20 protein-coding genes are annotated in these 21,750 nt (G+C 37.3%); 5 read left to right on the top strand and 15 right to left on the bottom strand.

The window, feature by feature from the left end:
• Window positions 1-25: 25 nt before the first annotated feature.
• The 6 genes from MN204_RS13850 to ade all read right to left on the bottom strand — a co-directional run bounded on the left by MN204_RS13850 (window position 26) and on the right by ade (window position 7,041).
• Window positions 26-1,153, bottom strand: a complete 1,128-nt coding sequence (locus MN204_RS13850; RefSeq protein ID WP_249871674.1) for an MBL fold metallo-hydrolase — start codon at window positions 1,151-1,153, stop codon at window positions 26-28.
• A gap of 82 nt (window positions 1,154-1,235) precedes the next feature.
• A complete protein-coding gene (locus MN204_RS13845; RefSeq protein WP_249871673.1) occupies window positions 1,236-1,631 on the bottom strand; it encodes a DsrE/DsrF/DrsH-like family protein in 396 nt (131 codons plus the stop codon).
• Window positions 1,632-1,643: 12 nt separating this feature from the next.
• A complete protein-coding gene (locus MN204_RS13840) occupies window positions 1,644-2,195 on the bottom strand; it encodes a sulfurtransferase TusA family protein (protein WP_249871672.1) in 552 nt (183 codons plus the stop codon).
• 295 nt (window positions 2,196-2,490) lie between these two features.
• Window positions 2,491-3,468 (bottom strand): NAD(P)H-quinone oxidoreductase, encoded by a 978-nt coding sequence (locus MN204_RS13835; RefSeq protein ID WP_249871671.1) that lies wholly within the window; start codon window positions 3,466-3,468, stop codon window positions 2,491-2,493.
• A gap of 419 nt (window positions 3,469-3,887) precedes the next feature.
• Complete coding sequence (locus MN204_RS13830) at window positions 3,888-4,700, bottom strand: formate/nitrite transporter family protein (protein ID WP_249871670.1); 813 nt, start codon at window positions 4,698-4,700, stop codon at window positions 3,888-3,890.
• Between the two features lie 580 nt (window positions 4,701-5,280).
• Window positions 5,281-7,041, bottom strand: a complete 1,761-nt coding sequence (ade, locus tag MN204_RS13825) for an adenine deaminase (RefSeq protein ID WP_249871669.1) — start codon at window positions 7,039-7,041, stop codon at window positions 5,281-5,283.
• A 400-nt stretch (window positions 7,042-7,441) separates the two neighbouring features.
• Between ade and uvsE (MN204_RS13820) the strand changes: the two genes are divergently transcribed.
• Together uvsE (MN204_RS13820) and uvsE (MN204_RS13815) are read left to right on the top strand one after the other, a co-directional pair.
• Window positions 7,442-8,395, top strand: a complete 954-nt coding sequence (gene uvsE / locus MN204_RS13820; protein ID WP_249871668.1) for a UV DNA damage repair endonuclease UvsE — start codon at window positions 7,442-7,444, stop codon at window positions 8,393-8,395.
• Between the two features lie 41 nt (window positions 8,396-8,436).
• Complete coding sequence (gene uvsE, locus MN204_RS13815; RefSeq protein WP_249871667.1) at window positions 8,437-9,402, top strand: UV DNA damage repair endonuclease UvsE; 966 nt, start codon at window positions 8,437-8,439, stop codon at window positions 9,400-9,402.
• A gap of 221 nt (window positions 9,403-9,623) precedes the next feature.
• Here the strand turns inward: uvsE (MN204_RS13815) and MN204_RS13810 are convergent, their stop codons facing one another.
• Window positions 9,624-10,244 (bottom strand): hypothetical protein, encoded by a 621-nt coding sequence (locus MN204_RS13810; protein WP_249871666.1) that lies wholly within the window; start codon window positions 10,242-10,244, stop codon window positions 9,624-9,626.
• A 322-nt stretch (window positions 10,245-10,566) separates the two neighbouring features.
• Between MN204_RS13810 and MN204_RS13805 the strand changes: the two genes are divergently transcribed.
• Window positions 10,567-11,121 carry a CueP family metal-binding protein gene (locus tag MN204_RS13805; protein ID WP_249871665.1) on the top strand — a complete coding sequence of 185 codons (555 nt, stop codon included), beginning with the start codon at window positions 10,567-10,569 and terminating at the stop codon, window positions 11,119-11,121.
• Window positions 11,122-11,193: 72 nt separating this feature from the next.
• Here MN204_RS13805 and copZ read toward each other — a convergent pair whose 3' ends face one another.
• The 4 genes from copZ to MN204_RS13785 all read right to left on the bottom strand — a co-directional run bounded on the left by copZ (window position 11,194) and on the right by MN204_RS13785 (window position 16,722).
• On the bottom strand, window positions 11,194-11,400 hold the full coding sequence (gene copZ / locus MN204_RS13800; RefSeq protein ID WP_249871664.1) for a copper chaperone CopZ: 207 nt from the start codon (window positions 11,398-11,400) through the stop codon (window positions 11,194-11,196).
• A gap of 247 nt (window positions 11,401-11,647) precedes the next feature.
• Window positions 11,648-14,032, bottom strand: a complete 2,385-nt coding sequence (locus MN204_RS13795; protein ID WP_249871663.1) for a heavy metal translocating P-type ATPase — start codon at window positions 14,030-14,032, stop codon at window positions 11,648-11,650.
• A 13-nt stretch (window positions 14,033-14,045) separates the two neighbouring features.
• Window positions 14,046-14,351 (bottom strand): metal-sensing transcriptional repressor, encoded by a 306-nt coding sequence (locus MN204_RS13790; RefSeq protein WP_249871662.1) that lies wholly within the window; start codon window positions 14,349-14,351, stop codon window positions 14,046-14,048.
• A 226-nt stretch (window positions 14,352-14,577) separates the two neighbouring features.
• Window positions 14,578-16,722 carry a copper-translocating P-type ATPase gene (locus tag MN204_RS13785; RefSeq protein WP_249871661.1) on the bottom strand — a complete coding sequence of 715 codons (2,145 nt, stop codon included), beginning with the start codon at window positions 16,720-16,722 and terminating at the stop codon, window positions 14,578-14,580.
• Window positions 16,723-16,921: 199 nt separating this feature from the next.
• On the opposite strand from MN204_RS13785, the gene MN204_RS13780 reads away from it, so the two are divergent.
• On the top strand, window positions 16,922-17,251 hold the full coding sequence (locus MN204_RS13780) for a four-helix bundle copper-binding protein (protein WP_249871660.1): 330 nt from the start codon (window positions 16,922-16,924) through the stop codon (window positions 17,249-17,251).
• A gap of 73 nt (window positions 17,252-17,324) precedes the next feature.
• Here MN204_RS13780 and MN204_RS13775 read toward each other — a convergent pair whose 3' ends face one another.
• From MN204_RS13775 to MN204_RS13760, 4 genes are all read right to left on the bottom strand, one after another.
• Window positions 17,325-17,996 carry a response regulator transcription factor gene (locus MN204_RS13775; RefSeq protein ID WP_249871659.1) on the bottom strand — a complete coding sequence of 224 codons (672 nt, stop codon included), beginning with the start codon at window positions 17,994-17,996 and terminating at the stop codon, window positions 17,325-17,327.
• Window positions 17,989-19,377, bottom strand: a complete 1,389-nt coding sequence (locus tag MN204_RS13770; RefSeq protein ID WP_249871658.1) for a sensor histidine kinase — start codon at window positions 19,375-19,377, stop codon at window positions 17,989-17,991. Before MN204_RS13770 ends, MN204_RS13775 begins: the two co-directional genes overlap by 8 nt.
• Window positions 19,378-19,391: 14 nt before the next feature.
• Window positions 19,392-20,120 (bottom strand): cytochrome c biogenesis CcdA family protein, encoded by a 729-nt coding sequence (locus MN204_RS13765; protein WP_249871657.1) that lies wholly within the window; start codon window positions 20,118-20,120, stop codon window positions 19,392-19,394.
• A gap of 681 nt (window positions 20,121-20,801) precedes the next feature.
• Window positions 20,802-21,026, bottom strand: a complete 225-nt coding sequence (locus tag MN204_RS13760; RefSeq protein WP_249871656.1) for a CUE domain-containing protein — start codon at window positions 21,024-21,026, stop codon at window positions 20,802-20,804.
• A 229-nt stretch (window positions 21,027-21,255) separates the two neighbouring features.
• Here MN204_RS13760 and MN204_RS13755 point away from each other — a divergent pair, with 229 nt between their 5' ends.
• Entirely contained in the window at window positions 21,256-21,663 is a 408-nt protein-coding gene (locus MN204_RS13755; protein ID WP_249871655.1) for a cupredoxin domain-containing protein, read from the top strand.
• Window positions 21,664-21,750: the final 87 nt, after the last annotated feature.

The raw sequence follows: 21,750 nt of genomic DNA, 5'->3' as shown, positions 1-21,750 counted from the left end.
ACCAAGACTTTCTAAGCAAAATGTCTTATCGAATAGCACAGCGATTTGGGCCAATTTCCATTTCTGTTTGTTCGTCATTGTCAGGAGTTATTTTCCCCATGTTTACTTGACGAATTTGTTCATATGCATTCGGTTGTGGTGGTAAGTTCTCTGTAACTGTACGACGAAATTCAGCTTCGTCTTCTATGTTTAATCCATGATTATCTTTGAATAAATCACCTAGACGTTTTGCAACTGTGCCATCTTCATTTAATTCATCAATCATCATAAAGTGTGCAGGTAGTACTACTAAATCTTCTTTAATGTCACGATAACGGGAATATAACGTTTCACGCAGATCCCCTACCCAGTCCTCAGCAAGTCCTGCCAAGTCTGGACGCCCAATGGAGTCAATAAATAGAATATCACCTGTTACTAAGAACTGATTGTCAATGATAAATGAAGTAGAACCAATTGTATGACCAGGTGAGTATAGTGCATTCACATCCAATTGAGATGCACCTATTTTCACGTTTAATCCATCGGTTAGGGCTGTATAATCAAACACTACCTCTTGCGCATCTTTCGGTGGTAGATAGTACGTGCCACCTGTTGCATCTGCTATCATGCGTCCGCCTGAAATATGGTCTGCGTGCAAGTGTGTATCAAATATATACTTGATTTCTACCCCTTTTTCTTTTGCAAAGTTTGTGAATACATCCGTGAAACGTACTGCGTCAATTATCGCAGCTTCACCTTCAGAGATTACCATATAAGATAGGCAACCTTTGCCAAGGCGAACAAATTGGTAAAGCTCGCCGCCATTTTCTAAATCAGTAACTTTTACTGGTTCGAGATAGCTGCTCCAAGACTTCATTCCCCCTTCAAGGTATGCTACTTCACGACCAGCTTCAGATAGCATTTCAGCTACCATGACAGAAGAACCTTCTTTAGCACATACAACTAAAACTTCTTTGTCAATTGGAAGTTTCGGCAGAATTTCTTCTACACCATCGAGCAATTCAAAGTAAGGGATATTTAAATACTCAAATTGATGTCCATCAATTTTCCAATCTTCAAATGCATCCGTATTACGCACGTCTAAAATAAATAATTCTTCATGATCCATTACTTTTCTAGCCACTTGTGCTGCTGTCCATTTTTTTACAGCCATCTGTAATTACCCCCTCAGGTATATTTTTATCGATTTTTTTGCAGTGGAGAAATTCTCCACTGCATGAAATTTTGTAGTCAATTTAGAACGTTAATGTTGGCGCTGCATCTTTCGCATATTCTAGGAACGTTACAGCTCCACCAACTTCGATACCATCGATAAAGTCTTCTTTTGTTAGACCCATCACATCCATTGTCATTTGACAAGCAATAAATGTAACGCCTAGTTCTTGCGCCATCTCAACTAATTGCGGAATGGCAGGAACGTTTGCTTTTTCAAATCCTTCAGCGAAATGTTCTTTTCCTGCTGGCATCTCTAATCCATGCATTGCTTGCTTGTGAATCAAGTTTAGTCCTTCAAATGTGAAGAAGATTTGTACCTCTTTATCGGAAGCTGCTGCTGCTGTTGCAATATTAAATACTTTGTACGCATCAAACATACCACCGTTCGCCGCGATAATAGCTACTTTTTTTGACATTATAAATTCCTCCTAAATATCTTTTTTTATGTTACCGTTCCACGCATTCATACCTGGTAGAACGTTATAAACTTTTGTAAAACCATTGTTAGCTAGAAGCTGTGCAGCCAAGTCAGAACGTTTCCCTGTACGGCAAATCACATACACTTCTTGTTCTTTATCCAATTCCAAGAGTCTTGAATCCAGTTCTCCCAATGGAATGGATTTTGCACCGTCAATATGACCAAATGCATATTCTGCCGCTTCACGAACATCTAAAATCAAACCGTCACGTGATTCAATTCCATCAAGTGAAACAGTATGTTCGAATGATTGCTCAACTTCTGGCTCATTGGAACCTTTGCGAATGTAATGATAAAGCACATCGCCATCTTCCACTGTTCCTAAATACTGATTACCTACAGAACTTGCCCAAGCAGCTAAATCTGCCTTGGATCCCTTGTCTGTTGCTTGAACTTCTAATACTTGACCTTCTTCAAGGTCCGTAATTGCTTTTTTCGTCTTCACGATTGGCATTGGACATGCTAAGCCTTTTGCATCTAATTGCATATTAGCTTGGATCATTTCGTTACCTCCTTAAGTATTCATGTATGCCGCACTAACATCATACCATTACCGGCATGGGTATAATTTTGAGTAATAAAATAGTCGTTTTTATTTAACGACTATTACTTGATGCCTTTCACGATCTGTTCTAATTTCCGCTCGTGAATATCAACTACATGACCTATAATATACCCCACGGGGTAAAATGTCAACTGTTTTTGTAAAAAAAATAGGTCATACAAATAGGATGTTGGCAAAGTAATCTAGACTAAGGAAAACACACCGGTAATCATACCGATGTGCTTTAGCTGGATTAATTTACATGTAAGATAATCTTCCCGATGTTTTTGTTGTTCTCCATATGTTCATGTGCCTGTTGTATTTGATCAAAATCAAATACATGGTCAACGACTGGACGAAGCTCGTTGTTGCTAAAAAGCTCCATCGTTTTTGAGGCAAATTCAGTTGTTAGTGCTGCCTTGTATCGATCACTTCTTGGTGTGAGTAGCGTACCTGTCAGCTGGACCCGCTTGAACATTAAATCCATTAGATTGAATTTTTCTATTTCTGCACCACCTAATATCCCGATTAGTACCCAGCGTCCATCTACCTTTATACTGGAAAGGTTTTTGCTCCAATAAGATGCACCGATAAAATCAAGAATCAAATCAACCCCTTGATTATTCGTCGCTTTCAATACTTCCTCATCAAAGCGCTGTTCTTTATAGTTGATACAAACATCCGCCCCTAGTGACCGGCAAAAATCTAACTTCTCTTTGGAACCGGCTGTTGTAATCACATTCGCTTGTCCGATTTGTTTGGAAAGCTGAATCGCCGCCGTTCCGACACCACTTCCGCCAGCATGAATCAGCACGGATTCATTTGCACGTAATTGACCTATCCAAAATAAAGTTTGATAAGCAGTCAAAAATACTTCAGGAATAGCGGCAGCTTCTTCAAATGAAAGGTTTTCCGGAATCACCATCGCTCTTTCAGCCGGCATCACGACATATTCCGCATATCCACCTCCATTGACTAGTCCCATCACGTGCGTGCCGACCGCTATTTTTGTACCTGTGCCCGCTTCTTCAACAATTCCAGCAACTTCGATACCCCAAATGGGATTGTTCAAATATCCCGAACTGCTTTCCCTATTAACAATATCTGTGCGATTAATAGCAGCAGCCTTTACTTTAATTAATAATTCTCCGTCTTTTGGAATTGGTTTAGCATGCTCTCCAACTTGTAATTGTTCCGCCCCACCTGGTTGTTTTACAGTGATTGCTTTCATCAATGACCCTCCTAGTACGTATTTGTTAATCTCTTAGTCATTCAGATTTTCTGCGGAAAACTCTGCTAAAAGGACCAAAGACAAATTCATCCTTATAAAAACTATAACAAGGAGGGGATGATATTTTCAATGGATAGCCTTTCTCATTTAATAGAACCCTCCAAACTTCAACCTATCTCGACATTCCCCACATCTTTTGGTTAGAAGTCAGAGGAGGAAAAATTCGTTTAAATTTAAAAAGGTTACCAAGATATATTATCTGATAACCTTTACTGAAAACAGCTGGTTATTTCCATAACCAAGCACGATGCTGTTTTCCGTTACGATTATTCCGGAAAAATAAAGTATGTGCGTTTAATCCGTGAATAATCAATATATGATTTTAAGGTATGACTAATAATCTGCTTAAAACTTCTTCTTTAAGCTTCCTTTTTAAGCTTCTGTCTGATCATATGCTGTACCTCAGACCTTTTATCCGTTATACCATACCAATATGCAGCTCCAATGAAGATAGCTCCACCAATTATATTACCAAGTGATACTGGTATTAAATTTGCAAACAGGCCTGCAATTGAAACGGTTTCCGGATGCGGGATCATTAAGGACAGGGATAGCAAAGTCATATTCGCAACACTATGTTCAAAACCAGATGTAATAAAAGCAAATATACACCAGAATATCATGATTAATTTCGCTGTTTCATCCTTCAGCTTAACTGAGCACCATACTGCCAAACATACGAGAATATTACAGAGTATCCCACGGACGAACAATTCCATAAATGGTGTATTCATCTTAACACTCGCTGCTGAAGTGATGTAACTAGCAGTATCCCCCGATGCCAAGCCTGAATAAAAGAAAAGTGCTGCAACGAGAATCGAACCGGCAAAATTGCCAAAATAGCTGTGAAGCCAAATGCGTCCTGCATCTAAGACCGTTGTTTTTTTCATCAAGAAACCAATTGTCATTATCATGTTATTCCCTGTGAAAAGATCTCCTCCAGCCATGATGACTAAACTTAAAGCAATCCCAAAAGAAATACCCATAACAATTTTAGTTCCTGCAAAATTAAAAGCTTCAAGCTGGCCACCAATTGTATAAATTAGAATAACTCCAAGTCCGACGAAAAGACCAGCTAGCATCGTCATCATAAAATATTTACGTTTACTGCTCTTTAATTGGTTTACTTTAAAAACTGCTGTATGACTAAATGCAGTTATCGTTTCCATCATGTCATATTTCTCCTTCGCTCATACGTATTTACGAATTCCACCATCTGATCATCATAGCGTTCTTCTAACTCTTGCTTTAACTTTTTAGCAAGGGTTGGACCTCATTCTATTCTAATTGGGATAAGCTTTCACTAATGATCGTTATTTCAAATTTTTCACGGTCGCTTTTTAAAATTTCCTCTATACACCTAACTCTAGTCATTCCGTTTCCAATCATCAATAACTTCCACTTCATCTCTGTCCCGGCAACGAATGGTGAAACACTTCAAATCAATACATGTTCATCACTTCACAATAACACGTAAAAATATAGACTTACATCACGTTCAATTCACTTTATTTTTTTCAATGGATGGAACTATATGTATGGATAGTATAGCATGGAATGATTTAAAATCTGATGAATTTTATGAACAATTTGAGTCAATTAATTACTATTTTATGGGTTACGTAGTTGCATTACATTTATAGAAATAGATATAAAGATATACACTACTACAACGTTCTATTTCAGATTATTACTCACCCTCTTGTAGTTAGTTGGGCCTACTTCTAAATAGAAGTAGGCTCTTCAATCACCTTAAGCTTGTACTGAAATATGCTTAAATTGTTTAACATCAAATAATCCCATATCGGTTAATTTTAGGTCAGGAATAACAGGTAATGCCAAGAACGACAGGGTAAGAAAAGGGTTGAATTCCTTCGAAGCCTCTACATAATCTAATCCTTTTTTTAATTCCATTAATTCATGATATATCTTTTCTACTGGTTCATTAGACAGTAGACCCGCAATAGGCAAGGCTAAAGAAGCTATTACTTTTTCATTTTCGACAATTACTAACCCTCCCCCCATCTCTTTGATTGCTTCTATTGCAAAAAGCATATCCTTGTCATTCGTACTAGCTGTAATAATATTATGCGAATCGTGAGCAATCGTAGTTGCAAGTGCCCCTTTTTGAATGCCTAACCCCTTTACAATTCCTAAACCGATATGTCCTGTCTCGTGATGCCTTTCTATAACAGCGAGCTTCAGTTGGTCTCGCTCGATAGAAGGCTGAAAGTACTCATTGATAACTTCAACATCTTCCACTAGGTGTTTCGTTACTAAACTATTGGGGATAATTTCAATAACATGAGCAGCGTTACTGTCCTTCCATTTGATTTGGAGCTGTTCTAACGTAATATCACCCGTTTTTATACTACTCAGTAATGAATTACTTGGATGTACTTCATAACGCTCTTTATTCAGGTATTTTCCGTTTTGCGCTACCAGTTTCCCCCCTGCATATACTTCCTCTATTTCAACCTGATTTAAATCTGCCAATATGAGAAAATCTGCATCGTACCCTGGAGCAATTGCCCCCTTGTTATGTAGTCCATAACATTCGGCAGCACTAAATGAAGCCATTTGAATAGCGTTAATTGGATCGACTCCATGTTGAATTGCTAATTTCACATTATGGTCTATACTTCCTTCATAGAGTAAATCATCAATATGTTTATCATCTGTTCCAAATAAACAACGGCGAGCATTTTTATCCGTCACGACATCAATCAATTGCGGTAAGTCTTTAGCTACTGATCCTTGTCTAATGATAAGATACATCCCGCGTTGCAGGCGGTCCTTGGCTTCATGAATGGATATAGCCTCATGATCTGTTTTGATACCCGCTGTTGTATATACATTAATCGCATCCTGATCTAAGCCAGCAGCATGACCATCTATTTTAACCCCTCTTGCTTTGGCATCATATAGTTTATTTAACATACCTTCCTCCGCATGATAAACAGAAGGAAAATCCATAACCTCCCCTAGACCTAAAACTCTTGGATGGTCATAAAACGGCGTTAAATCTTCTGCTTTCAATGTTGCTCCAGCATGCTCAAAAGGTGTAGACGGCACACATGAAGGTACCATCACATAAACATTTAGCGGCAGGTTTTCCGTGCTGTCCAACATATATTGAATTCCTTCCGTTCCCGCTACATTCGCGATTTCATGTGGATCAGCGATGATGGTTGTAACGCCATGTGGCAAAACTACCTTAGCAAATTCTTTTGGAGTAACCATGGAAGATTCAATATGTACATGACTATCAATAAAGGAAGGTGAAATATACTTACCATTTGCATCAATGACTTGTTCACCCTCATACTCTCCAATACCTACGATGACACCATCCTGTATCGCAACGTCTGCCTCAATTAAACTTTGATTAAATACATCTATAATTTTACCGTTTTTAATGACTAATTCTGCTTTTCTTCTTTTGGATGCAGCTTCAATTCTATTCTTGAGAAGTTCCTTCGATTCCTTTTCGTTATATTGATTTTTACTCATTCAAATCCCCTTACTTTTTTAGGTTTTATTAAAACATTATTTTCTAACTCCCGCAACGAATACTGTTACTGAAGAAGATATTCCCTATTATAATTATAACCAACAGGTCTTGTAAAAACTCTAAAGGTAGCTAACGTAAGCCTTTATTTATCCATTCACTAGCAGTAAACTACTGATAAGGCAGGTATGGATAACAGTGCAGCTATTACATGCTGCACCCTTAAGATGAACATGTGAATGCTTTCATATCATTTATCTATACCCATTTTCTGTATACTTCATTGGATTCCTGCAGAAAATAAACTATTCTATCCAACGCTTCCCTATAAATTTTTAAAAATGCTCGGATAAGAACCTACTATAAAATAGTTACATTCAACGCAAGGGGTGGGGAAAGTAAATGAAGATCCGATTCGGCTATGTAGCCAATGCATTAAGCTTATGGGATGCAAGTCCATCAAAAACGCTAACTTTTACGCGTTATTCCCTACTTCCTAAAGCCGAGAGATTGGAAAAATTAAAAATGGTAACAGCACAAAATCTACATCACACTAAAAGAATTCTACATTACAATATCGCACATGAAATAGAATTATATCGATTTTCAAGCTCACTTGTCCCTTTGGCAACCCACCCAGAAGTGATGTGGGATTTTTTAACGCCATTTAAAAATGAATGGAAGGAAATCGGAAATCTGATTCAACAATTTAAGCTTAGAGTAAGCTTTCATCCAAATCAATTTACACTTTTCACAAGCGAAAGAGAAGAAGTAACCATGAATGCTGTAAAAGATATGGAATATCATTTTAATATGCTCCAGGCAATGGGTGCTCATCATACAGGACTAATTAATATTCATATTGGCGGAGCGTATGGAGATAAAAATAAGTCTTTAAATCGTTTTCATCAAAACCTTAAACATTTGCCAAACGAAATAAGTAAGCGTATGACACTGGAAAATGATGATAAAACGTATGATATTCGAGAAACGCTCATTACGTGTGAAAAGGAAAGCATTCCAATGGTACTCGATTACCATCATCATATGGCGAATAGCGCAGAGAATGACCTCGCTCTTTACTTACCCCGTATATTTGAGACTTGGCATAACTTTCATATGGTACCGAAAGTCCATATCTCTTCACCAAAATCTGATCAAGCCTTTCGTTCCCACGCAGACTTTGTTTCTCTAGACTTTATCCTCCCCTTCTTAACGATGGCAAAAGCGCTTAATCAAGACTTTGACATTATGATAGAGGCAAAACAGAAGAACCTGGCTATGCACAGACTTATTGAGGAAATAGCTGCCATTCGGGGAGTCAAACGTATTTCGAGTTCGTCGGTGGAATGGTAAGCCCGACGAACGTAAAAATAAAACCAATGAGGTGGAAATAAATGACGATGGTACGTCTTGGTTATGTCGCAATGAGTATGGAACTACAAAATGCATCCCCGTCACAAAAAATGACGTTTGCCCAATTCACGAAAATTGCTGACCGAGAAGCTGCGATTCGTAAATTAGAACGTATCGCCCTTTCGAATTTACATAATACATTGAGACTGTTAAAACATAGTGCAGCATCTGAGATTCATTTTTATCGGTTAACCTCTCATCTTATTCCTTTAGCAAATCACGAGGAACTTCTTGATTGGAATTATATAAAGCCTTTGAGAGAAGCCCTTCTTGAAATTGGAGATTTCGCAAAAAAACATAAAATCAGAATTGATTTTCATCCGGATCATTTTGTACTGATTAATTCCAAAGAGAAGCACATCTTGAAAAATTCCGTACGTACGTTAAAGCTGCATTACTTATTATTAAAGGCGATGGGCATCGACCCAACGCATCGCTGTGTCATGCATGTTGGCGGTAATTATAAAGAAACTGAACTTTCACTAGAACGTTTTGTAGAAAATTGGATGGACGTCCCAAAAGGTATTCAAAAAATGATCATGCTTGAAAACGATGATACTTCTTTCACTTTAGAAGACACACTTTACTTATGTGAAAAACTAAATATACCTTTAGTTTTCGATTTCCACCATCATCTCGCCTTTCACCGCGATGCAAATTGGGAAGGCAATTGGGATAGAGTGGTGCAGACATGGAAGCATTCTCCGCTTCCCATAAAAATGCATATATCAAGTCCAAAGAGTGATCAAGCATTTCGCCATCATTCCGATTATGTAGACATCGATATGTTTTTTAAATTCCTTCAAGGAATAAAGGGAAGTGTTCCACAAATTGATTGTATGATTGAAGCGAAGAAAAAAGATGAGGCGCTTTTTAAATTAATGGAAGAAGTGAAAGCAAGAAAAGATGTTGAAATAATTGATGGCTCTTCTTTTTATTTAAAGTGAATGGAAAGAATGGTTTAATTGGCAAACTGCTTCTAACCGAAGAAAACATTAAAGAAGACATTGGATGTAACCCGAATTACAGTTCACCGATAAACTACAATTTAGATACACTTGATAAATCAATCAAATAATAATATTTGCAGAATATAAGCCCAGCTCACCTTAGTTGGACTCCTTTTAAGCCTATTCTCCTGAATAATTGATGGCCATATAAGTCTAGGTTAGTTATTTTGTTGATTAAAGGAATGTTCATCAGCCTGTATAACTAAATGAATTGTATTCATACTGTGATGGTGATTATTGTTATTTGGTAGATTTGAAAATAGTATCAGTGGACCCAACTGATTATGTCCAACACTAAAAAGGACAAATAATACAATCATGACGACGGGATGATTGACTACTGCCTTACTTTTTATAAATTCATCTTGCATCATTCGATACAAAATTATAACTGTACCAATAAACAGTAAAAACATAATTCTTATAATGGTATCCTGGTGCGGAGGAGCGATCATCTCTCCCAGCATTGCCCCCATCATACCACCCATTAGACCCGCTAATGTTCCATCTATCACTGGCATCAAACCAATGGGCAAACCTGCGAAGAACCCTGCAATAATTCCAATTAACATTGCTAATATAGTAGAATAAAACAAATCTCCTAAAAGTAAAACGCCAAGTATTACACCAATTGTTAATCCACTAATCATTCCAAGTGCCATAGAAATCATCATTCCTGCCATGTTCGAAATCTTTCTCCTATAACGAACCGTTTCCCATATAATGAAGAACATTACTATGAATATGACCGCTAAAGTTACATTTAAAGCAACTGTCATTTTATATTCCCCTTTTCAAACTTGTCCTCATTCTTCATTATATGAAAGAGGATTTAATTCATTCATAGAGAGTTATTATTTTAAAAATGATAAACAATTTTCACAAGTTAGACATAATTTCTACATAGGTTCTCGATTAATTCTAGATAAATTTATATGAGAAAGAAATAATTCAACATAATTGAAAATAATATTGTTGGTGTTGAACTTCTTTTATATAAGAAAGCATTTGTATAATAGAATGTGTAACGCTGCTATCCGTTTTATACAAATTCAGTCTAACTTCAAGCACTTATAATAAAACAAATGAGGAGAATTATTTATGAACAAAAGAACGATCTATTCAATAGTAGGAATTGTCATATTAGGAATAGTAGTCCTTACATTCTTGGGAAATGATGATGGTAGTACTCCACAAGCAAGTGAAACTCAAGATATAAAGGATTTAGTTCAAGATTACAGTGTAGGTAATATAGAAAATGAAACAGCCTCGATTTCCTCTCATGAACTTATTGTTACCAATAGTGAGGAGAAACAATTTTCTTATGAATTACCTGAAGATGAATTCTTTGTTTCTATCGCTCCATTCATTCATCAAACACACCCTTGTGATATTCATAGCTTAACTGGCTGCCAAGGTGAGATGGTGGATGAAGAATTTGATGTATATATAGAAGACTCGGAAGGCAACGTGGTAATTGATCAAACCATGAAAACACAAGCAAATGGATTTATTGACCTATGGGTTTCTCGTGATGAAACTTACCAAGTAACTATTACCCAAGAAGGTAAAATAGCAGAGTCAGCGTTTTCTACGTTTGAAAATAACAATACTTGTATCACAACGATGCAGTTGGTGGAAAACAACGAAGCTTAAATATATTCAACGCTAATATTTATTTTTTAAAAAGCTGGTATCCGATTTAGGAAACCAGCTTATATTTTATTGTTATGCTATATCATAACCCTGATCTTCAACAGCTTCTTTCATATTTTCTAATGAAACTTTAGCTTCATCATAAGAAACCTCTACCTGGCCAGAATTCAAATCAACTTCCACTGCAGTTACTCCTTCTAAACCATTCAGTGCGCCTTCTACTGACATTTTGCAGTGGCCACAAGTCATACCTTTAACATCTAGAGTTTCGGTTTTCATATTTTCTCACCTCCCTCCAAGTAAACCTTTTTAATAAATTCAAAACTTAATTATTTCATCAAAATGTTCAGTCAAACGAACAAGATTAGATACAAATCCATTTTCGCTGACGTACCAATAAACAGTCATTTTCTACGATATCAGTTAATGATACATCATAAACTGTGATCACTTTAGTTATTTTCAAGGATTTTCTAGTAATCCCAGGGAATTTTTTCACATACCGATACTTGTAGTGAATCTGGTATTATATCTTAACCCTCTTTAAACGAAGGGAGTTTGAAACGACACTTACAGAGCTCAACGCCATTGCCGCCCCAGCAATCCATGGTGCAAGCAGTCCAATTGCCGCAATGGGGATTCCAGCTGTATTATAACCAAAAGCCCAAAATAGGTTTTGGCGGATATTTCTAATAGTCGCACGGCTTATTCTGATTGCTTTTGGAATAAGTAATAGTTCTCCCCCAAGAATCGTGACGTCAGCTGCTTCAATCGCTACTTCTGTTCCAGTACCAATGGCAATTCCAATATCAGCGACGGCTAAAGCAGGGGCATCATTTACTCCATCTCCAACCATACCGACTTTTTTGCCTCTAGCTTGAATTTCTTTCACTTTATCTGCTTTTTCTTCCGGTAAAACTTGTGCAATTACTTGTTCGATGCCAACCTGTTTGGCAATTGCTTGTGCAGTTCGTTCGTTGTCACCTGTCAGCATGATTACATCAATGCCCTGGTCTTTTAACTCTTGGATTGCTTGTGGAGCTGTATCTTTAATTGTATCCGCAACGGCAACAATCCCTTTATACGCTCCATCAATTGCTATTAACATCGCCGTTTTTCCATCCACTTCATAATCGATTAATTCCTGCTCTCTGCCACCAGTTTCAATCTGATGATCTTGCATGAGTTTTCGATTACCGACGAGAATACTTTTTCCGGAAATCTTCGCTTCAATACCATGTCCCGGTATGGCACTGAAATCATCTACTTCGACTAAATCAATATCTTGTTCTGTTGCATAGGCAACAATAGCTTCTGCGAGTGGATGTTCCGATCCTTTTTCTGCACTTGCGAGTAGCTTTAATGTTTCTTCATCACCTGTAAAGTTTGTAACTTCTGGTTTACCTTTTGTAATCGTACCTGTCTTATCTAGGATAATCGTGTTTAATTCATGGGTACGCTCAAGATGTTCGCCACCTTTGAAAAGAATCCCAGTTTCAGCAGCTTTACCAGTACCAACCATAATCGATGTTGGTGTCGCGAGACCCAAGGCACACGGACATGCAATTACAAGTACAGCAACAGATGCAAGCATAGCAGGTTCCATTTGCCCTGGTTGAACAAAGGCAAACCACACGATAAATGTCAAAATCGCAACACCTACAACAATCGGTACGAAATAACTGGAAATGAGATCTGCCAATCGCTGAATCGGTGCTTTTGATCCTTGCGCTTCCTCAACTACTTTGACAATTGAAGCAAGGGCTGTGTCTTTACCAACCTTCGTCGCTTCCATTTCGATGACACCATTTTTATTGATTGTTGAACCTATAACCGTTGCGTCAACATCTTTTTCAATCGGTATCGATTCCCCAGTAATCATGGACTCATCAATAGAGGTTCTTCCTTTTACAACCACACCATCCACAGGTATTTTTTCCCCTGGTTTTACAACTAAACGATCTCCAACGGCAACTTCATCAACTGGTATCATTGTTTCTTCGCCATTTCTTAGAACACGTGCTTCTTTCGCTTGTAAATTAAGTAAAGAAGATAGTGCACTCGTCGTCCGGCTTTTTGCTCTTACTTCTAAATACTTACCAAAAAGAATCAACGTAATAATTACGGCACTTGTTTCAAAATATAAGTGGGGTACATATGTAGGATTTCCAATTGTCATCATTGCCTCGTATAAACTATAGAAATACGCAGCACTCGTACCTAATGCAACAAGGACGTCCATGTTTGCTCCACCATTCTTCAGACTCTTATATGCACCAGTATAGAATTGCCAACCGATAATAAATTGCACCGGTGTCGCTAATGCAAATTGGAACCAGGGATTCATAAATAGATGCGGTATCGACATATTAAACAGATGGACTAGCATCGTTACTAATAATGGTGCAGTTAATACAGCTGAAACGATTATTTTCGTCTTCATGTTTTTTAATTCTTTTTCTTTATGTGTTTGCTTTTCTTCATTTTCTACTTTTGGCTTGGCATCGTAACCCATGTTTTTAATTTTGTCTATCATTGCATCGATATCAATTAATCCGGGGTTGTATTCTACGGATGCACTTTCTGTTGCAAGGTTGACTGTTGCCAATTTAACCCCATCTTGCTTATTTAATATCTTTTCAATTCGGGTTGAACATGCAGCACAAGTCATTCCAAAAACATCAAGATCGGCTTTTTCTATGACCACGCCATAACCGATATTTTCAATTTTTTGCGAAATATCGTCTATGGAAACTATTTCTGAATCATAATCAATCGTTGCTTTTTCAGTAGTTAAATTAACTTGTGCTTTTACGCCGTCCATCTTATTTAATGTTTTCTCAACACGACTGGAGCATGAAGCACAGGTCATTCCTGTAATGCCTAATGTGGCATGATTTGTTTCACGCATCGTAGGTCCCTCCCTATTTAGAAATTTGCTTTAAAACATCCATTAATTCATCAATAGCTGGTTCACCTTGACCAGATTTTACTGCATCACTTACACAGTGCTTTATATGTCTCTCGGTTACTTCATAACCAACTTTTTTCAGCGCTGCACTTATTGCACTAATTTGTACCAATATATCTACACAATAGCGATCCTCTTCAACCATTTTTTGAACTCCACGAACTTGCCCTTCAATTCTCTTTAATCTATTTGTTATCGCTGTTTTTTCCGTATCTGTTCTTGGATTTACTGGCTGATCACGTAAGAATTTATCCAACATAATCACTTCCTTTTCTTATTGTAAATATACTATACCCCCCTACTGTATTATTGTCAAGGGAAACAGTATAAAATCAATAAAAATAAGGTCTATCTTTATTATATTTTATTGCATTAGCTTAAACGGGAGGTCTAACCTTTTCGATTTGTAGAATATACCCTCCTTCGGTACTTTAGCAACTTAATTGGGGCAAAGCATGTTCTGCCTTGCCCATACTTCTTTTTAGTCAATCAATCTTCAGTAATTGAGCATTTATTGCAACAATAATCGTACTTAATGACATGACAGCTGCTCCAATGGCTGGTGTGATAAGAATACCGAAATTGTATAATACACCCGCTGCTAATGGAATGGCTAATATGTTATAGCCTGTTGCCCAACCCAGGTTTTGTACCATTTTTCTGTAGCTCTCCTTGGATAGCTTCACAATATTTAAGATATCAACCGGGTTGCTATTGACTAAAACAACATCAGCAGTCTCGATGGCTACATCTGTACCAGCACCAATAGCAATACCCAAATCTGCTTCGGCTAGAGCGGGTGCATCATTGATTCCGTCACCAATCATAGCAACCTTACGATTATTTTCTTTTAACTTCTTCACATTACTGGCCTTCTCATGTGGCAAAACCTCTGCAATCACCTTAGATATACCAAGCTTTTCGCCGACATAATTTGCTACACGAGTATTATCTCCCGTCATCATAACCGTCTCAATGCCACGGTCATTCAATTCTTTAATAACGTCATAAGAGGATTTGCGAATAATATCCGCTAATGCAATCATCCCCTGTAATTCATTATCTTTTAATATAAAAATAACTGTCTTCCCTTGTTGGGCTAATTTGTCATATGTTTCTTCATCAAATTCGATATGTTTTCCTCTCATTGCTCCCGGACTAATGGTAGCAATTTCAAAGCCGTTCACTTCAGCAGTTAATCCTTTACCAGTTAAGTTTTTGTAATTTGTAACATCGTATAGCTCTAAATTACGCTCTTCCCCCTCTTTCACAATCCCTTTAGCTATTGGGTGATCAGACTGGGTTTCAACGGAATAAGCTAACCTCAATAATTCCTCTTCACGAATTCCTTCACTTGGATGAACGTCTGTCACACCAAAATTTCCTTCTGTTAACGTTCCGGTTTTATCAAATACAATTTGGTCTACTTTCCAAGCACTTTCAAACGGGATACGGTTACGAATTAATAATCCTTTTTTCGCAGCAATCGATGTCGATCTTGAAGTAACCAGAGGCATCGCCAAACCAAGTGCGTGTGGACAAGCAATGATCAGAACAGTAACCATTCGTTCTAACGCAAATTCAAAATCACCTGTTGTTGCCCAGTATAGAAGCGTAATAATTCCTGCAAATACAGCTACATAGAACAACCATTTCGCTGCTGTATCTGCAAATCCTTGTGCTCTTGATTTTGTACTTTCTGCATCGCTTACTAATTGGATAACCTGAGCTAAATACGTATCATTCCCCGTTTTATTTACCCTAATTTTTAGTACGCCCTCTCCATTGACGGCTCCACCGATTGCTTCCATTCCAGGTCTTTTTTCAATCGGAACAGATTCACCCGTTAACATGGACTCGTCGACGGTAGATTCTCCTTCAAAAATCTCTCCATCAAGCGGTATTTTTTCACCTGATTTTACAAGAATCTCATCACCGGGATGTAATTCTTCAACGGATACATCGACAATGTTTCCAGACGCATCCATTTTATGTGCTTCTTTTGGCATCAGTTTGATTAATTCTTCCAGTGCTTTGGAAGCACCCAGCACCGATCTCATTTCTACCCAGTGACCTAACAGCATAATAACGATTAACGTAGCGACCTCAAAGTAAAAGTCACTTCCTTCAATAAAGAAGGCTGTTAGGGTGCTATAGACGTAGGCTGTTACAATCGCCAGTGAGATTAATAGCATCATTCCAGGTGTTTTTGCTTTTATTTCATCCCAAGCTCCAACTAAAAACGGTTTACCTCCATAAAAGAAGACAATTGTTGAAAGTAGAAATAATAATACCATGTTACCTGGAAAGGTCACTTCATAGTTGAATAGCATATGGATCATTGGTGATAGATACGTTATTGGTATCGCTAATATTAAAGATATCCAGAAACGTTTTTTAAAATCTTCAATCATATGTTCATGGTGACCAGCATGACCTCCTCCATGGCCACCGTGTTGATGATGACTAGGTTCCTTTTCGTTATGATTTTTATGGTCCTCATGGTTACTGTGTTCATGATGTTGATGTTGCTCCTTCTTGCCATCACGGTGGCTCTGATGATGTTTATCATGCTTTTCATGTTCACTATGATGGTGGTGTGAATGGTGATTTGATTTTTGCTTACTCATCGTCTTTCACTCCTTTAAGTTAAATACTTTATTTCTTACTTCAACCATAACATACTATACCCCCCTACAGTATGAAAAATGTTAATAAATTTATTAAAAATTTGTGCAGTTTTAGTGCAGTTTATTTTGTTTCGGTTTAATTCAATCTATCTTGGGAAATATAATTGTAGAATAAGGAATACAATAGGAGGGTATAAAGATGTCACATGAGCAACATCAAGAACTAATCGAGGCACTCCACGAATGTATGGAAGCTTGTAATCATTGTTATGATTCGTGTCTCAAAGAGGACGATGTAAAAATGATGGTTGAATGTATCCGACTGGACAGAGAGTGTGCAGATATCTGCTCTTATTTAGAACAGGCACTAGCGAGAAATACTCCATTCACTTCTCAGTTGGCTGCGGTATGTGCTGAAATTTGCGAAGCATGTGGAAACGAGTGTAAAAAGCATGATCATCATGAACATTGCCAGAAATGTGCGGAAGCATGTTTTAAGTGTGCAGAAGCATGTAAAAAAATTGCTTAAAATATCCCTTTTTAAAAAAAGTTGCTCAAGCGGGGTAGATTCTCGCTGTGCAACTTTTTTCAATTGAGGAGGATTATTTATGAATCCACTTATACCCAATGCCCCACACCGTACTAAAATATTCATCGATTGGAAAACCAGTCTTACGAATTTTATCTCTTAAGTTTCTGACATGTGAGTCTACGGTTCTTCCTTCTGTTTCAGATTCATGACCCCAGATTAAATCAATGAGTTGATCTCTTGAGAAAACACGATTGGGATTTTTCAATAAATATCCAATCAAAGCAAATTCTTTTGGTGTCAATTTTATAGATTTCTTATGATAAGATAGCTCAAACCGTTCCTCATCCCATAACAGGCCATTTACACTAATCTGTCTGGAAGGTTTAATTCTACGTAATAACGCTTCCATTCTAGCTAGTAATTCCTCTTCATTGATAGGTTTCGTAATGTAATCATCTGCGCCGAGCTTTAGCCCTTTTACGATATCTTCCTTCTGTTCACGTGCCGTAACCATGATAATTGGAACATCTGTAAAACTCCTAATTTTCTTACATAGTTCCCATCCATTCATTTCTGGCATCATAACATCGAGGAGTATCATGTCAAATACCTCCTCTTCTAAATAGGATAAAGCTTCTTTTGCCCCCAACGCTTTCGTACATACGTAATTATGCGGTCTTAAATACAATGCTAATAAGTCTAACATCCTTTTTTCATCGTCTACTAATAAGACTTTATTCAATGTCCTCACCTCTTGGCAGTGTGATTACAAAACTGGAGCCGACTCCTATTTGACTTTTTGCTTCTATGCTACCACCATGGGATTCCACAATTTCCTTCGCGATAGCTAATCCTAATCCAGTTCCACCGCTTATTCTTGATCTTGATTTTTCCACACGGTATAAACGTTCAAATATATAAGGAAGGTCTTCTTCAGGAATACCTTCTCCCTCATCTGAAATGTCGGTGATTATACTTTGTTTATTTTCAGATACTTCTATCGAAATCCTTTTTCCACTTGGGGTATGTTTTTTTGCATTGTCCAAAACATTCAATAACACTTGTTGCATACTTGCCGGATCGACATTTGCGAGTACATGATTTGGACAGGAGACTGAAAAGACAATGTTTTTTTCTTCAATAGCAGGTCGGATACGTTCGGTAATCGCATGAATAAGTTTTTCAAATCTTACCTTCTGCTTATCTATGGTGAACATATTCTGGTCCACCTTTGCCAGTTCAAATAATCTTTTAATTAATGTCGCTAATTGTTCTGTTTCTTCTCGAATGATTTCGATATACTCGTTTTTCTCTTCTTCCGTTATATCATCTCGACTAAGGATATCAGCATACCCTTTTATGTAGGTTAAGGGGGTTCGAAGTTCATGAGAGATGCTGGCCAAAAATTCATTTCTTTCATTTTTCATGTGTTCCAGGTCGTTCGATAATGTTGTAATTGAATTTGCCAATTCCCCCAGCTCGTCGCGTCGAGCTGTTTGTAGTTCCACCTTGTTCCTCCCCTTACTTAACTGTTCCGTTGCTTCCGTCATTTCAATTATTGGTTTTGTTATGAGTCTAGAGAGGATAAAAATGGTAATAATTGTTAAAACGATTGTTACCAATCCACTGATTATAAATTGATCGCTTAGGTGATCTACAATTCTTTTTATATTGTCGGTCTTAGCGAACATAAAAACATGTCCTTGATGCTCTTCGTTTAACATAATCGGACTGTCCGTTGCAATATATTTTTTCTCCATCCAGCGTTCTTCTATTACCTTCCCCCCTACGGGTACTTGGTCGGTGTCTGTATGTTGAATAACAGCTAGCATTTCTTCGTCAATTGGATCGGAATGAACAATTACAAAACCTGATGCATCCGTAATAACTACAGCAAAATCTGATTCAGACTCCATGATAGCTACGTGTTCTAATGTGATTTGGTCAAAATGCTCCTCCAATACGTCCCTATGTGTATTTCCCCGTGCTAACAGGTTATCCATTACTTCTTTAATCCGTTCATCAGCCAGATTCGTATACAAAATGAAATAAAGTAAGGTTTCTATGATTAAAATGAAAATAAAAAACAGTAGCCCAATTTTTAAGGAAAGTTTATTAAACATTACTGACTCCTTTTCTACCAAAAGGTTAATGTATCCAGTATACCAATCAGAAGGAGGAAAGCACCAGCGACTCTTTGAGTCCATGCACCTATTTTTCTACTTTTCTTTATAACAATCCCACTCGCACCAAAATACCAAATCAAAAAGATGACGATTAGCAAAGGAAGTGATGTTCCTATCCCAAATACAGATGGCAGAATAAAACCATTCGGCGTCTCCAATACAATCGGCATCAAGGTCGCGATAAACAACATAAACATGGTTGGGCAGAAAGCCACTGTAAAGCTGACCCCCATCAAAAAACTACCTGTATAACTGTCTTTTAATTTATGGAAGGGTAGTTCAAATAACTTCCATGTTTTCCCCCAACGAAATGCCCCCATCATAAATAAACCAGTGAGGATTAACAATGGGCCGATAGCTTTTCTTAGGATTGGAAACATCTCCGTTAGGGTACTGTATATATCTCTTCCTAGCAGCCATATTACGATTCCAATGATTGAAAAAACAACAAGCTTCCCTAAAATAAACATATATACATGCAGCCATGGCACCTTGTCCACTAAAGACCGATTACCATAAATGGTTATTGCACTTATATTACTGGTTAGTTGGCATGGTGCAACCGCCCCGATTAATCCCAGAAAGAGAGCAAATACTATCGGAAGATGTTGATAGCCGTATGCTAATTCCTGAAGTTGCAAACTTAGTGTACCGCTGATTTCATTAACTATATCAAACATAGCGTTCAACTCACTATCCTTCAATCATTTACTAGATTCTAACCAACATTTGTTTGAACAAGACTTTTACCCACTATAAGTTTATTAAATAATTATCCATTTATTGTGCAGATTTAATTTATACCTTACATATAATCCTTTTTTGAACTTATTTGGAGCGTTCAAGTTCCTCTCTCTATTTGAGCATTTTCCAATTTCTCTTTTAAAACATTTTTGGACTTAAGACCCCCCTTTGATAAAATTTCTGACCAGAAGAACGCCTATAACGATTAAAATAAACCAGACTATTGCCATACAGATTATAGGCCAAATTGTATTATATCCGTATATAAAGTGCATTTAACCACCTTCTTTTTGAATTATAAAGTCATTGTGATTTGTTACTTCCTTTCCACCTGTAGTAGGGACGAAATTCGTTTTAAGGTGGTAGTGTAACTTATCTCTAACTCCTATGATATTCTCAAATACCTTATTACTGGAAAATGTGAATTATGGAAAATAACGACTTGATACGCAGAGAGTTCGAGAATTAGAATGCATGTAATAATGCGGCTTCGATGTGCTTGAGCCGAATCGGCGAAAACCAACAAAAACTTAAATTAAAACAGAACTATCATTCAAGATAGTTCTGTTTTTAAATAATTAGACTAGTTATGGGGGATTAGTCTAACGACACCCTATTTATATGTTCGTACCCATCGGCACCTTTTCATCACTTGAACCATGACAATCCTTGTACATCTGTTTTAATTGCTGTTCATCCATATCTGGGTGCATCTCTTTCATGAAAGGAATCATTTCCTGAAAACTCCATCCACTCTCTGACCCGCCATGAGCATTTACTACGTTACCTATACCCAAAGCCAAAACAATAACGATACCTAGTGAGATCAATTTCTTTTTCACTATAATCCTCCTTTTATTAGATGGCATAAGTTTTAATTTACAATTTAACTTTATATAAAAACTTTCAAGAATTTATCAAGAAAGAGTTAACATTTAGCGTCATGTCCGTGATTTCCATATAACTTTACCAAAATTGCCACGTTTTCTGCATAATTCATTGACATTTAATGATTACTATTTGAGTAGTTATACAGCTATCAATAAAAGTGTCACATAGGAGGAGAATATATTGAAAAAAAGTTTACTAGTAGCATTATTTCTAAGTCTGATTCTAGTACTTGCAGCCTGTGGTGGAGATGATAGTGGTACGGATGCTGGAGTAGATAATTCCACAGAGGAAACAGAAAGTTCCAGTTCTTCAGAAGAAACTGCTTCTAACAATGAAATTGAAATTAATGCATCCAACTTTGAATTTGACCAAGCAGAATATACGGTAAATGCTGGTGAGGAAGTAAAGCTAAGTCTTGTAAACGTGGAAGGTATGCATGGAATCGGCATTGATGATTTAGATGTAAGTATCGAAGGTGATGGCGAGGTCGTATTTACACCAGAAGAACCGGGTGAATATACCATCTATTGCAACATTCCTTGTGGACAAGGCCATAACGATATGGTATCTACTTTGATCGTTCAGTAAGCTAGATTTAATTCATAAGTCAACGGATGTTTTTACTTGAATTTACACGTAACAACAGAGAATACTGTCTTTTTAGGCGCCTAATTT

It is taken from the genome of Oceanobacillus saliphilus, assembly GCF_023522835.1.
Lineage (GTDB): Bacteria > Bacillota > Bacilli > Bacillales > Amphibacillaceae > Oceanobacillus > Oceanobacillus saliphilus.
The sequence above is the reverse complement of the archived record's forward strand: the minus strand, read 5'-3'. Positions and strand labels throughout refer to the sequence as shown.